General features: G+C 36.5%; 17 protein-coding genes. 7 read left to right on the top strand and 10 right to left on the bottom strand.

The features are described 5' to 3' along the window. Window positions 1–8 precede the first annotated feature (8 nt). Window positions 9–206 (top strand): helix-turn-helix transcriptional regulator, encoded by a 198-nt coding sequence (locus MHI57_RS18190; RefSeq protein WP_322910522.1) that lies wholly within the window; start codon window positions 9–11, stop codon window positions 204–206. Window positions 207–218: 12 nt separating this feature from the next. Here MHI57_RS18190 and MHI57_RS18185 read toward each other — a convergent pair whose 3' ends face one another. Together MHI57_RS18185 and MHI57_RS18180 are read right to left on the bottom strand one after the other, a co-directional pair. Continuing rightward, window positions 219–479, bottom strand: coding sequence for a YolD-like family protein (locus MHI57_RS18185; RefSeq protein ID WP_340977621.1), 261 nt, complete (start codon window positions 477–479; stop codon window positions 219–221). 2 nt (window positions 480–481) lie between these two features. Beyond that, complete coding sequence (locus MHI57_RS18180; RefSeq protein ID WP_095371134.1) at window positions 482–700, bottom strand: hypothetical protein; 219 nt, start codon at window positions 698–700, stop codon at window positions 482–484. Window positions 701–803: 103 nt separating this feature from the next. Between MHI57_RS18180 and MHI57_RS18175 the strand changes: the two genes are divergently transcribed. The 6 genes from MHI57_RS18175 (at window position 804) to MHI57_RS18150 (ending at window position 3,099) form a co-directional block, all read left to right on the top strand. Then, complete coding sequence (locus tag MHI57_RS18175; RefSeq protein WP_340977619.1) at window positions 804–1,133, top strand: YolD-like family protein; 330 nt, start codon at window positions 804–806, stop codon at window positions 1,131–1,133. 4 nt (window positions 1,134–1,137) lie between these two features. Continuing rightward, a complete protein-coding gene (locus tag MHI57_RS18170; RefSeq protein ID WP_340977617.1) occupies window positions 1,138–1,488 on the top strand; it encodes a hypothetical protein in 351 nt (116 codons plus the stop codon). Window positions 1,489–1,551: 63 nt separating this feature from the next. Further along, complete coding sequence (locus MHI57_RS18165; protein ID WP_340977615.1) at window positions 1,552–1,737, top strand: hypothetical protein; 186 nt, start codon at window positions 1,552–1,554, stop codon at window positions 1,735–1,737. Between the two features lie 88 nt (window positions 1,738–1,825). Then, entirely contained in the window at window positions 1,826–1,933 is a 108-nt protein-coding gene (gene sinI, locus MHI57_RS18160) for a DNA-binding anti-repressor SinI (RefSeq protein ID WP_340978654.1), read from the top strand. Window positions 1,934–2,057: 124 nt separating this feature from the next. Then, window positions 2,058–2,450 (top strand): DUF6941 family protein, encoded by a 393-nt coding sequence (locus tag MHI57_RS18155; RefSeq protein WP_340977614.1) that lies wholly within the window; start codon window positions 2,058–2,060, stop codon window positions 2,448–2,450. A 10-nt stretch (window positions 2,451–2,460) separates the two neighbouring features. Continuing rightward, entirely contained in the window at window positions 2,461–3,099 is a 639-nt protein-coding gene (locus tag MHI57_RS18150; RefSeq protein WP_340977612.1) for a hypothetical protein, read from the top strand. Window positions 3,100–3,130: 31 nt separating this feature from the next. On the opposite strand, the gene MHI57_RS18145 is transcribed toward MHI57_RS18150, so the two are convergent. The 8 genes from MHI57_RS18145 to MHI57_RS18110 all read right to left on the bottom strand — a co-directional run bounded on the left by MHI57_RS18145 (window position 3,131) and on the right by MHI57_RS18110 (window position 12,991). After that, window positions 3,131–3,991, bottom strand: coding sequence for an N-acetylmuramoyl-L-alanine amidase (locus MHI57_RS18145; RefSeq protein WP_340977611.1), 861 nt, complete (start codon window positions 3,989–3,991; stop codon window positions 3,131–3,133). Window positions 3,992–4,057: 66 nt separating this feature from the next. Further along, on the bottom strand, window positions 4,058–4,291 hold the full coding sequence (locus MHI57_RS18140; RefSeq protein WP_340978652.1) for a phage holin: 234 nt from the start codon (window positions 4,289–4,291) through the stop codon (window positions 4,058–4,060). A gap of 11 nt (window positions 4,292–4,302) precedes the next feature. Next, on the bottom strand, window positions 4,303–4,554 hold the full coding sequence (locus MHI57_RS18135) for a hemolysin XhlA family protein (RefSeq protein WP_340977610.1): 252 nt from the start codon (window positions 4,552–4,554) through the stop codon (window positions 4,303–4,305). A gap of 46 nt (window positions 4,555–4,600) precedes the next feature. Next, window positions 4,601–4,822, bottom strand: coding sequence for a hypothetical protein (locus tag MHI57_RS18130; RefSeq protein ID WP_340977609.1), 222 nt, complete (start codon window positions 4,820–4,822; stop codon window positions 4,601–4,603). Next, window positions 4,822–5,253, bottom strand: a complete 432-nt coding sequence (locus tag MHI57_RS18125) for a hypothetical protein (RefSeq protein WP_340977608.1) — start codon at window positions 5,251–5,253, stop codon at window positions 4,822–4,824. Before MHI57_RS18125 ends, MHI57_RS18130 begins: the two co-directional genes overlap by 1 nt. Before the next feature lie 16 nt (window positions 5,254–5,269). Then, complete coding sequence (locus MHI57_RS18120) at window positions 5,270–9,778, bottom strand: prophage endopeptidase tail family protein (RefSeq protein WP_340977607.1); 4,509 nt, start codon at window positions 9,776–9,778, stop codon at window positions 5,270–5,272. 26 nt (window positions 9,779–9,804) lie between these two features. Continuing rightward, window positions 9,805–10,590, bottom strand: a complete 786-nt coding sequence (locus MHI57_RS18115) for a distal tail protein Dit (RefSeq protein ID WP_340977605.1) — start codon at window positions 10,588–10,590, stop codon at window positions 9,805–9,807. Window positions 10,591–10,606: 16 nt separating this feature from the next. Beyond that, on the bottom strand, window positions 10,607–12,991 hold the full coding sequence (locus tag MHI57_RS18110; RefSeq protein ID WP_340977604.1) for a phage tail protein: 2,385 nt from the start codon (window positions 12,989–12,991) through the stop codon (window positions 10,607–10,609). Between the last annotated feature and the right edge of the window lie 8 nt (window positions 12,992–12,999).

Genomic DNA, 12,999 nt, shown 5'->3' with positions numbered 1-12,999 from the left:
GATGTTTGATGGAAACCAAACTAAAATCAAAAATCAAAGCATCTGGTTTAAAACAAAGTTTCATAGCAGAAAACGCAAAGATATCTAAAAGTGCACTAAGTTTAATTGTAAACGGCAAATCTTTACCAACCTTAACTGCGGCTATTAGGATAGCTAGGGTATTGGATGAAACTGTAGAAAATCTTTGGGGTGATCTAGTCGAATAAAAAAGCGCCCTCCTATTGAGGTGCGCTCTGTATGGCTAATATATCTATAAATTTCACTCTAATCGTTTCATAATTACTTTCAATATGTATTAATTGTGATTGACCATCTAATTTAACGATTTTCCCTTGGATAGGCTCTCTTTGCCACAAAAATATTAAGACTTCAGTTTTCTCCCTATGTGCCTCAACTACTGCATTTCCCAACTCTTCTAATTCAAATTCATCCCTTGAAGGTCTTTGTGGTTTTGACTTTTTTGGCATTTTCACTCCCATGATTAAGCTCCTCTTCTTACTTTCCTGACTGGACCAATCGATAAGACATTACTTACCTTGAAAGTGCGCTGCTGTCGCTTGGAAAAACAATATGCACGAAAGTAATCTTCGTAAACGGACAAAATTTTAATTCTTCTCTGGCTGATATCTCCCTTGTTATCCAGATAAATCATTTCTAATTCCTCTTTATTGTTAACTCCTCTAATAAGTAAACCTTTCATCGATTAGCCCTCCCTTACCATTATTTTATACGAACTTTTGTTCGATTTCAATTGAATTAAGAACAAAAGTTCGCATATAATATTAAAAAAGGAGATGTAGTTTATGATTCGTGACCGCGGAAAAATGAAATGGCAAGGGTTCTTTATGAGCGAACATACTGAATTACTTAAGCAGATACCAAAAGAATATGAAAAAGTAAAAAAGCCAGAATTAGATGAGCAAGAACTTCAAGAAATACAGATAATAACCATGGAATCATTAAACTACACCCTTACAATCAAAATGACCATTTGGAAAGATGGATTCACAAAAACTTACGAGGGCATAGTCTATAAAATTGATCATATTAATATGTACATTCACTTGGAAACGAACGATTTAAAAACTTTAAAATTCCACATTAACGAAGTGATATCAATCGAAAGGGTTTAAAATTATGACTAGAATTAATGAAGCTGATCGAGATGTACTTGAGCAAGCTATCTACTTGCCAATGGTAATTATAATTCTAGAAAGAGATTTACAAGTCATTGAAAATTCCCCATTTAAAATTAAGCAACCTTATATTACCTTGATGGAAAATACAATAAAGAAAGTCCAATCAGATCTTAAAGAAGTAAAACAAAAGATGAAAAAAGGGAATATGAGAGTGAAGCAAATTGGACATGATGAATCGTTTACTATGTATGAATTTCAATATAAAGGATACGATGAGCAGCATAATTATTTTAATCCACGCATCAGGAATAAGTGCGAGGAGCTATTGAACTTTTACCTGAGCAAATAACAGGACTTATTTACCTATTTTTTGTTAATATAATTACATATTATAGGAAAGAGGTATGTTTTAATGAAATATGAGCCATTAGGATTTATTGAGGATGGCGTTACTTATCATATATATGCAGATAAAAATACAGTAACAGTGACTGCCAAAAGAGGAGAAGTTGAAATTAAATGTACAGGAGTATCATTTAAAGAGACTATTGCAGAATCAAAAAGACTTATTAATAGTGAACTTCATTCAAAAATGTAACACCCTCTCATAATGAGAAGGGTTATTTTTTTGCAAAGAAGGACTTTGGACCTATTTATAGAATTTAAATAAAAAGGAGGGATGTGTCATAAAGTTAGATGATGAGTGGGTTGAATTGATTGAGGAAGCAAAGGCGATTGGTATTACTCTTGTTGAAATAGTAGAATTTTTAAAAGCAAGAAAGCCCCTCGATTGAGATAGGATATTGATTTTATCTTTTTAAGATATTTTTATGAAAGTTTTTACTATTTTGTTGCAGAATTCCACAATTAATCTTAAAATTGTATAAAAAGAATATACACTTTAAGGGGTTAATGAAATTGGCTAAAGTTGGGTATATAGTTGTATGTGAAGAAGTATTTAATGATCGTGGTGATGTCACGTTAAGAAAACCATATAATGTAATAACGCCTTATTCTGTTCCAGGTAATTTTTCATTTGTTCTTGCGTTTTCAATGTTTGATTTAAAAGTAAAAGTACAATATAAACTTAAGATTGAGATTACGCAACCAACTGGCTCTAACCTAATTGAAGAAGTCCTTGATTTCGACTTTACACCGCCGGATGAATCAGATCCTCTTGCTAGTGGTGCTGTTAATCTAAAGTTCAACAATATTCTTTTCAAACAAGAAGGAATTCATACATTTAGAGTAACAATCAACGACCAAACTACAAGTAAATTGATGATACCAGTACTTCCATCTGGACAATAGGTGATGACTTATGGAAAAAAGTATGGATATTTTAAGAGTTGGAAATGATAATTCTATTGATATCAAGGACTTACCACAAGAAAAAATTTCTCAGATAGACCCGCAACATTTAAAATTATTAGATGAAGAAAAGGTTATCGGTGGCATTTTCAATGAAACGAGCATAAGATTAAAAAGAGGGACAAAAAAGAACTATTCGTTCTCTTTAGATACTGTTGAGGGTACTGTTCAAGATACAACGAAAAAAGGGCGTAACAGCAACGGTGGAGGTGATGATGGGATGGGAGACTTGGAAAGACGTGTTGAAAACCTTGAGTTCAATACTAAAAAAATTCAAGAACAATTAGAAAGCGTGAAGGAAGATACATTAACAACAAAAATGAAATTTGATGGAATTGTAACAAAAGCTGATATTTTACAACTACAAGCAACCCTTACCCAAACTATACAAGATTCAATTAAACCGTTACCTTCAGAGAATGATGTCAAAGTAATAATAAACGAAGTAATAAAATCAAATGAAATACCTGATCAAACAAAAGTGGAAAATATGATTGATAAATCTCAAAGAAGTTTAGTGAAATGGATTATCGCAACTGGATTAACTACAATCGGTGCTACTGTTACTATTATTAGATTATTTCTTTAAAAAGCCCTTCAAAATGAAGGGCTTTTTATTATTACTTCACTCTTAAATTTTGACCAACATAAATTGTATACTTGGCATCTAACTTATTCCAATCGCGAATCTGCTTAATCGTACTACCATGCTCTTTAGCAAGTCCAGAAACAGTATCACCTCTAACCACCTTATGGTAATTTGCACCAGCAGTAATGTTCAGTTTGCTACCGATCTTTAAAGCATCTTCCTTAACACTAGGATTTAATTTCTTTAGATTTGCCACAGTAGTGCCGTATTTTTGAGATAATGACCAGAATGTATCACCTTTTACAACTGTATGCACTAAAGAGCTTGAAGGAGTAGATGGTTTAGATGCAGCTGCTTTTCTCTGTAATCCAAAAGCTCTCACCAGACCATTCACATGACCTTGAGCAATTGATTGAATAAATGAAGCTTGTCTCAATTTATTAGCATCATTAACGTTGTCAATAAAACCATTCTCAGTAAGAATAGCTGGCATGGCTGTTTCTCTTAACACGTGAAAATTTGCTGATTTTTTACCACGATCAGAGAAGTTGACTAGCTTCATAATTTCTTCGTGGATTAAGTTTTGGTATGTTGTCGTAGGAGCGCCTACACCCGGGTAAATAAAATCTTCATATCCTGTACCGCCACCAGCATTAATGTGGATGGACATAAAGTAATCAGCTCCCCATGAATTGGCATCATTAGTACGGTCAGACAATGAACGAGTTTGGTCACCAGTACGACTCATCCTTACTTCCACATTATTATAATTACTCAACAATTCTCTTACCCTTTGAGCAATCTGCAAAGTTAACGCTTTTTCTTGTAAACCATTACCTACAGCACCTGGATCAGTCCCACCATGACCTGGATCAATATAAATTTTAACCATTTAATTTAACACTCCTTTTTATTATTTTATAAAGAACAAAGACTGCCCGATTGGACAGCCTTAATCTTATTTAGTCAAGCCTTTCATTTTTAAAGCAGCTTTCTGACGCTTACCTTTTGCAGTTACATAGTTGTTTTTAAACCATGCCCACGTTGCGGCCGCGCCAGTAAATGCCGTGCTTAAAACTTCCCCCCACAATTGTTCGCTACCGGGGATTGGATTCAACCCTGTTGCTACCAAGAATTGATTAATGATTGCCACCAATAATACTGCTGTTCTAATGATTGTCCCTTTGTCCATTTTCAATCTATTCATCCTCCTATCACATTATAAAAAAGAGCGATTGCTCCGCCAATTAAGCCGGTGCTAATCGCTGTAATAATCGCACCTATTAAGGCGCGCTTAATCCATGTTGTATTGTCTTCAATTTTTTCTAGCTTTTTATCAATTGCATCGATTTTTTCACCATGCAAGTCCGATTTTCTTTCAAGGATATTCACTCTGTTTTCTAATGATTTGATATCCCCCTTCAACTCAGTTATCTCTTTATCGTGAGTGTTCACCCCTACCGCCTCCAATTTATCTCCCCCTTAAGCAAAATAAAAAGCCTTACTCGGCTTCTGGTTGTAATCTCTCTGTTAATTTAGTTCTAACAATATTTTTCAATGCTGGAATGGACTCATTCCCTTGATACTCTTCTGATGTTAACGGGATATATCCGCTTAGACTAACTGTTCTTTCAGGGTCATGGCCTTGGAACTGGACATGAACTACGGAAATACCACCATCAGCATAACGAATATTTGTGCCAGTGATTTGGATGTCAAACATTATTCTTCATCTCCTTTTTCTTCTTCATCTACACCAAATTGTTCACAAAGATAATCGTAAATATCAGAATCTTGACCCTCGTATTCAACATCTTCGAACTTTTTCAATACATGTTTAATCGTACGAATCATCTCACGATTATCACCACCTTCAATTACCAGTTTTTCAGTATTCAATTCCTTTAAATCATTAGTAAAAGCAACCATGTCTTTGATGTCAAATTGACCATCTTTCACGATTGCTTCTCCTTTTGCGTCCTTATGAGAATGTTCTTTAACAAGCTCTTTACGATCTTCTTCCACAGTTTTTAGTCTTTCAGTCATTTTATTAATAAAATGGCGGCGGAAACGCGAATGTTTTCTTGCTAGTTTTAGATCATACATAAAGTTAATTGCAGCTACTAATTTACCGTTTTCGATTTCTACTTTCATTTTAAAACCTCCTATTTTATGCAGCGCTAATTTTTCCTTCTAATTTTGCAATCTTTTGTTTTAAATACTGGTTCTCTATCTTAAGCCAGTTTATATCATCAGCGTGTCCAAGGGTTCTTTTATCTAGTTCTTGAATGCCTTTCATGTTAATACTGTTCATAAGATATTGCTCTACACCATCACCATCAATTAATTCTGGTGCAATACGATAACCATCACCAATCACTAGCCCCTGTCTGGCTCGTAAAACACCAGTTTCCACTTCGCTTTTTAAACGATATTCATAAATTGTTGAACGGTTGATGATATCTAAAGCACTACCTGTCCATTCTTTTATATCTTGTTTGAATGCAGCCAAAGAACCTGTAGGGAATGAAGAAGCGCGCATTGGTACATATGTACCCGTTGTACCAGAAACTGTTGCTCGAACCTCTCCATTACTTGATGGTCTTAAGTATAGATGTACCCCATCTGTATTCCCGTTAATGCTAATGTGATTTCCATAAAATCCGCTTGCTCGCAACGGTCTCCAAGTATCCGTCGTCCCTCGTACCGTTACTCTAACCTCTCCTGGGTCTCCTGCTGGTCTGACATAAATATGGCTTCCATCAGCATGAGTTGACCTGTCGATATAAGTACCAAGAAAACCACTCGCGCGCACAGGTCTGTAATCATCAGTAGTATCAACCCGGGTAACTCTTAATTCACCATCAGTAGCTGGTCTAGCATATAAATTTGCACCAGTTGAAGTATTGTTTATACTGATATGGTCTGCATAAATTCCAGCTGCCCTTAACGCACGATAAACAACCGTACCATCATCTTGTCTAAGTCCTAAAGATGTAATTCTTACTTCTCTATCTGTATCCACACCTATATATCCGTGTAGACCAGGTTTAAAGCGATATCCCAATGCCCTAATTGGTCGATAAGTATAATTTTCTGCAGCTCCATCAGATGGAATACTGTTAACATCAACAACACGCGCCTCATTGTTTGCATCAGGTGCTAAATACACATTTGAATTACTTGTCCCTAGTGCTGCACTAGTAACCAATAATTTATCTACTCTAAATCGTTGCGAACCACCTGAATTATATCCAAACAAACCGTCAGGATTAACATTTACATATTGCCCATTAGACTGCGTAAGACGGACATTACCACCGATGATTTCTAAGTTAGTTAATCCATCAGAAGAACGGAACTTAGCACCATATACGTCAATACCACGTAATGCGCCCACAGTGATTTTGTCAGCGTTCACGCTTGCAATTTTCGCAGCAGTTACAGCTAAATCATCAATTTGCGCTGTACCAATAATGGCATCTTGTAATTTTGCACGTGTAATAGACGCATTTGCTAATGCGCCGTTTTGAGCTGTTATACTATTGGCAGCCATTAAGTTTGCGGAAATTGAACCATCCACAATTAAATGACTGTTATTCTTTCTTCTAACGACAAGGTTATCAACATATAGGCGGTTAGAAGTTTCTCCATTGTTTTCAAATGTAACGCGAATTCTAATATATCCAACTCCAACTGGCACTTTATATGAACCATTCATTTTAGTCCAATTTACGGTCTTGGTTGTTGTAGTGAAAGCTGTTCCCCAACTATGATGTTCTTTTGAAGCAGAGTAATTACGTACGCCAAAAGTTTGTCTTCCAGTCCCAGCAGTATTGTGATTTCGATATTCCCATTCAAAGTAAAACTCATCACCCTCACTTACTTGGATAAACCTTTCTTGCATGACATCAACATTGCGTACATTATTTGCCCATAAAGTCATGGTCTTTGTAGAACCGTTTTGTAAGCCCCATGTTGTTTGATCATATACCATAAAAACTGAGTTACTTGGGTTTTCGTTTATCCATCCATTTACTTTGTTTGTAACGTTGGTAGTATCATCCTCGAATGTTCCATTATCTACGAGATTAGTAAAATCACCAACATCTAGTAATCTCGCTTGGATTTTCACGGTTCCAGGTTGTACATTAATCGCACCAATAATCCCATCTCGGTCTACTTTCAATTCAATATCATCTGATAAGAGCCTTAAGGATGATTCTGCTGATGTCATTCTACCGGTTAATGAGTTGACTTCTTGAGTGGATGCTTTAAATGTTAAGTCGTATGCTGTTTGGTCAATGCGTGTTTCGGCTGATGAGACACGGCTTTCTATATCTTCGGGTGCTGGTGTCCAGTCGGTACGTTTATTCCCTTTTTCGAGTTTATATTTGGATATCGTTATACTATTTCCTGTAGTCATACCCGACCGGCCATTATAGACCAATAAATTGTAATCATACCTATCGTCAGTCGTGAAGGTAGCAACTATCTTACCGTCAATGACTGGTGCATGTATCACGGTCATATTCTGACCACTAGCTAAATACGGATAGACCGACACTTCAGTTACACTGCCCTCATGAACTTCTATCTCTGCGCTAAATGTATAAGTCGTATTGCGTTCCAAACCCCTATAGAATATCCTATTTACGAAAGTAGTAGTAGCTATGGGGAATGTATATGGTACATCACTTCCTTTTATTAAGTTCCTACCACCAATCTCCAAATTATTAAAGTCTGACCTAAGCTCACTCACACTTGTAGAAATCCCATTAGCCTTAATATCAACTGCAGCAATTTGACTAAGAGCACTACCAACCTCACCAGTTAATTCATTAACATTTGCTTCTACATTTTGCGCTCGTAAAGACAATCCATCTAGGCTGTTATCAATTTGGAGAATTTTATTCTGGTAAACGCCATTATCAACCTTATTAAGCAATTCCTCATTAACCAGATATATCTTTCCATCCACATAGTCAAAGCCTGCTTTATTTGCAAGCTCAGACATCAAGCTAACTTCTGTAGCTGTTATCTCAGCATCAGTATACTGCTTTGAATCAGCTTGGATTTGATCATATACATCTTGGCGAATCATATCCTTTCTAATTACGCTATCTCCAAGAGTATCATGCATTTCTGATAGTTCTCTTAACTTCTCTGCCCCATCTGGTCCAAAAAGAGTTTCATCATCTATAATTCTTCGGGTTGGAGCATTAACTTGTACTGACCAATCACTCGGTGTTCCGTGTTGATTAACAGCTCTTACTCTGAAATACCATATTTGATTTGTTTCTGCTTTATGAAGGTAGCCACTAGTATTACCCCTCCACAATAAATGTTGGGTATCAGGAATAAAATCTTTAATTTGAGAACCATACACTTCATAATGCTTAACATAAATTGAACTATCATAATCCCAATACAATTGAATAGATTCATATCCACTTATTGCTTCAACATTTATTGGAGTAGTGGGTTTGATGTCTGGGAAACTACCCTCTGTGACTTGTTGTGGACGATCACGGATTTTTTCAACTTCTTTTTCTAATTCTTCGAGTCGATTATCATCTAACTCTAGAAATTGTCCCATCTCAACAACCATGGTGCCGTCAATGTCTAAAATGTCATATTCCATGGCGATGATACGAGATTGTATTTCTATTGGTCTAGCAAACTTACGATCTATTGCAATGGCGGTATCACCCAAATTTACTTTATCGTCAAATAAATCAACGGATAAACGATAATTAACTACTGGTTTATTATTATTTTGGAGATTATCCCATGTTGCCCACAATAGTTCCTCGGGGTCCTCATAGTCTTGGTTGCTAAACTGACCAAAACGATGTAAAGCTACACCATCACGAATGCGGCGATAACTTGCAAAGGCTTCTGGATCTCCTACCCATTTTTGCCCTTTGGGTTTATCAAATGGATCACCATTGGCAATCGACTTTTCGATATCACCGAAATCAATATAACGAGTGTTGCCACCGCCCTCTGTTTCAAGCGATGCCCCCCAACCATACATAGCAGTTACAGGATAGCTTAAGACTTGTCTACCAATTTCAGTTGTATTATGGTCTATTTCAAAGCGCTGACCTGTATCTTTGCCAAGTCGTTGGATGATTTTAATCTTACGGGCGATAATATTATTTTCCTCGTCAAACTCAACGACATCTTTAAATTCTCCGCCCCAAACTTTGATAATCTCCCAAATAGCATCAACTGACCGCATGCGGTAAAAGTTTGTGGAAGCAAGTCCTAAATCAACCTCAACTTCTCCTATCCAACCAGTACCTTCTAAAGCTGCATCCAGAGCAACTTGTGCAGTTTTATCTGAAAATCGTTTATCTAAGATAATATGCTCTGCAAGTTCTAAAAACTCTGGTTCACAGGTAGCTGTAGTTAATGGTCCATCCATGCCGTCAGAGTCATCTAACTCCTTAATGACAAACAGCCTTAAATCTCCTTCATGATCACGGAAAACAACTTTATTTTCCTCAAGTACATATTTAACGTTATCACTGTCAGCTTCTACAGTAAAAGAAAAAGGAGTTTCTGGTATCTTATTAACTTCGATACGATAAGGGGCACTAATAAGACCACTATCCTCAGAGATAATGGTCAATTGTTTGTCGTCTTGGTTAAATAAATATAGCTCTGCCATCTTATACCTCCCTTCTCAGCGAAGGCTTAATAATATCTTTCATCATAAATCAAATCACAATCATGACTTGCTTTTAATGTAACTTCACCTGGTTGTAACAACACATAGTTAGATGACATACTGACCGTTGGCCTTAAATCGTTACCATTTAAAAATACCTTGCGGCCAACATAATCAATCTGCAATCTGTCTCCTGCGACAAACGTATAGTTTAGTAAGAGGTATAGACCATTGCTTGCTGTAAATTCAAATTTATTGGTTGCTTCACTGAAAACAACATTTATAGACCAAGGTGTCTCTCCTTGAGTCGAAATTATATGTGTCGCATCTGTATCCATCACATTGATTTCTTTAGAATTCTTTCTTTTTGCTGGATCAGTACAAACAAAAATAAGAGTACCCACCAATGAATTAGATTCTTCATCTGGTATATCAGCACTCTGCAATGTAGCGATAAAATAAGCCTCTTCATCGGTAAATTCTAACCGTTTTTTGCTGCCTAATAAGAAGGCATTCAAATTATTGAACCGATTCCTCAACCCTCTACTTGTCTTATCTTCAATCAAAAACTTCACCGGGATTTCTCTAACATCATAAGTAAATCCTTTTTCTCTTGCTCCATGCTGATAAGGTGATTCTGTGATATTCATTCTTTTAGAAAGTATACCTCTACCACCTACTGACAATGTGACAAAACGCCCTGTATCATCTGTTAATAGTTCATCAAGGTTAAACCCATTAAAAACAGTTTGCAACGATAAGAGGGCATTCTTTGCGTTATCATTTGGTATGGTATCTATAAAGTTATACATAAACCTAAGCGCCCTCCTATCTTGGTCGTTTGTTGTGTCTAAAGGCTTTTCTATTTTGGGCATTAGAAATATCATCGACAAAAGCATTAAATTCACTTTGTCCAATTCGGATATTGATATTAGCTGGTTCTTTTGAAACTGATACTGCACTTTGCACATCACTATAAATCTTTGATTCTGCCATTTTGTTTATACCAGCAACTTCGCCTGCCAGATTAAAACGAGGGACATCAGGAACAACCGCATTGCCAAGTGCTTGAGATGCTTTTTCAACCCAAGAAACTGAATTATCGAGCCCTTTAACCATACCTTGACCGAAGAACTCCATTAAACTTATAGCTACTCGGCTTGGGGAATGTATATCTAATGCTTTTCTAATAGAGTCACCGATTCCATTAGCAATTGATTTCGCTTTATCCCACACCGCGGAGGACATTGCACCTACTCCATTGATCAACCCTTGAATGATATCTTTACCAATTTTGTATAGGTCAATATTTTTGAAGAATTTGACTACCTCACCCCAGATGTCGCTCACCTTGGTTTTTAGGTTTGTCATTGTCGTTTTTACTGCATTAAATTTATCTTGGAATCTACCTTTAACTGTGGAAAAGATTGTTTTAGCGACACCAACAACTGTTTCTTTTAAAGCGTTCCAGTTGCTTGCTCCAAAAGTACGGAGAGTAGACCATATACTAATAGCTCTGTCATAAAGACTCTTGAAATAATCAACTATCGACTTACTCATTTTGGATGCAATACTTGATGCAGTAGAGCCAAAGCTCTTGAAAAAGTTAACTATTCCAGTCCACATAGATTTAACTAGACTTAAAGCACTCTTCCCTAAGCTAACTAGAAGTTTCCTTAATCCACCTACAAAAGAAAGCGAAAATAACCCTATAATTAGATCAATCGCACCAAAAAACAACTGTTTAATACCTTCCCACATTTTCGACCAGTCACCAGTAAATAATCCAGAGAAAATTTTAATTAGTCCCATTATGATATTTAAGGCTCCATCTATTACTTGTTTTATAGCCGTCCAAACCATTTCAACGACAAATAAGATCGCTGGCATAATAAACTCAACGACCGATAGAATCATTTTAAATGCGTTTTTAACGGCCTCAACAAACTGAGCGCCATTTTCATCCCAAAATTGCTTTATTTGATCGATTTTTTCGCCTATGAAACTAGCTACTACAGAGAAAACCTGTATAGCAATCGTCTTTAAGGTTAGGAAAGCAGAAGTGACTTTATCTCTAAATATCTCGCTGTTCTTCCAGAAGTAGATAAATGCTGCTACTGCACCTATTACTAATGCAGCGAGCCAAGCTATCGGATTCATCAGAATAGCAGTATTCAACAACACCATTGCTGTCCTAACCCCTAAAATTATGTTTTTAAGAGTATTTAATCCAGCAAAAGTTGCAATAAAAACAGCTATACCCATAGCGATCTGTTTTAGAATAGGAATATACGGTTGTAATAACGAAAACAACGTTTGGAAGTACCCAATAACTACAGGTAACACAGTACTTATCCCCTTAGCAAAGGAATCTAGGAAGGAAAAGAAGGCCTTCCCTGTCGTCGTTATGATATTTTCAATACTTTTTAAAGGAGTGTTTTTTAGTACTTCATCAATCGTAGTAATGATATTAGTTACCCCTCTAACAACCGCAGTTTGCATATTAGTCCAAGCTGTCCGTATCCCGCTTGTAGACGTCTTCGCTCGTTCTGCAAATCCATTTACACCTTCATTTAATTCAATAATCTTATCATTGAAATCTTGAAAGGTGATTTCACCACTTTGCAATGCAGCATATAGATCATTTTGAGCAGAGGTACCAGCAAAACCAAACGCTTTTGCAGTATCATTTAGGGCTACCCCCATCGTTTCCTGTAATGTACGCCATGACTGTAAATCAACTTCACCTTTAGATAACATCTGCACATATTGATTTAAACCACGAGAAGCATCCGCAGATGAAGAACCTGACGTAATGAATGCATTATTAAGGGCTAAAGTGGTATCTGTAGCCCCTTCTAAATCATTCGTCATAGTCGCTATTTGTTGAGCAGTGCTAGCTACATCATCTAGGGTGGTTGGTAATCCTTGAATACCATCAGATAATTTGTTTATGGCTTTTTCTGATTCCTCTGCGGAAAATCCCATTTGCTTCATCACGGTAGGAAAGGTTCCTAGAGTATCATATCGAGATACTGCACCATCTATCGCATTTCTTACGGTATTAATGACACCCACAACAGCAGATATTCCAAGAATGGAGCCGATGAACCCTTTGATAGAGAAGCTCGCTCTATCCATTGTTCTGTTGATGTCATTGGTTGTATGTCCGAAATTTTGTAATCCATGTCTAGCTCTTTCTGTACTTGACATGAACTGTC

Origin of the sequence: Cytobacillus sp. FSL K6-0129, from assembly GCF_038007625.1 — a bacterium.
GTDB classification, from domain to species: Bacteria; Bacillota; Bacilli; order Bacillales; family Cytobacillaceae; genus Cytobacillus; species Cytobacillus kochii.
Note: the sequence above shows the minus strand (reverse complement) of the source record. Positions and strands in the feature narration are given on the sequence as shown.

Bases quoted from the DNA above. Each gene is read 5' to 3' on its own strand.
- MHI57_RS18110 (WP_340977604.1), bottom strand. From the start codon at position 12,991: ATGTCAAGTACAGAAAGAGCTAGACATGGATTACAAAATTTCGGACAT.
- MHI57_RS18150 (WP_340977612.1), top strand. From the start codon at position 2,461: ATGGAAAAAAGTATGGATATTTTAAGAGTTGGAAATGATAATTCTATT.
- MHI57_RS18125 (WP_340977608.1), bottom strand. From the start codon at position 5,253: ATGAAAGTAGAAATCGAAAACGGTAAATTAGTAGCTGCAATTAACTTT.
- MHI57_RS18165 (WP_340977615.1), top strand. From the start codon at position 1,552: ATGAAATATGAGCCATTAGGATTTATTGAGGATGGCGTTACTTATCAT.
- MHI57_RS18120 (WP_340977607.1), bottom strand. From the start codon at position 9,778: ATGGCAGAGCTATATTTATTTAACCAAGACGACAAACAATTGACCATT.
- MHI57_RS18190 (WP_322910522.1), top strand. From the start codon at position 9: ATGGAAACCAAACTAAAATCAAAAATCAAAGCATCTGGTTTAAAACAA.
- MHI57_RS18130 (WP_340977609.1), bottom strand. From the start codon at position 4,822: ATGTTTGACATCCAAATCACTGGCACAAATATTCGTTATGCTGATGGT.
- MHI57_RS18175 (WP_340977619.1), top strand. From the start codon at position 804: ATGATTCGTGACCGCGGAAAAATGAAATGGCAAGGGTTCTTTATGAGC.
- MHI57_RS18170 (WP_340977617.1), top strand. From the start codon at position 1,138: ATGACTAGAATTAATGAAGCTGATCGAGATGTACTTGAGCAAGCTATC.
- MHI57_RS18185 (WP_340977621.1), bottom strand. From the start codon at position 479: ATGGGAGTGAAAATGCCAAAAAAGTCAAAACCACAAAGACCTTCAAGG.
- MHI57_RS18180 (WP_095371134.1), bottom strand. From the start codon at position 700: ATGAAAGGTTTACTTATTAGAGGAGTTAACAATAAAGAGGAATTAGAA.
- MHI57_RS18140 (WP_340978652.1), bottom strand. From the start codon at position 4,291: ATGGACAAAGGGACAATCATTAGAACAGCAGTATTATTGGTGGCAATC.
- MHI57_RS18115 (WP_340977605.1), bottom strand. From the start codon at position 10,590: ATGTATAACTTTATAGATACCATACCAAATGATAACGCAAAGAATGCC.
- MHI57_RS18145 (WP_340977611.1), bottom strand. From the start codon at position 3,991: ATGGTTAAAATTTATATTGATCCAGGTCATGGTGGGACTGATCCAGGT.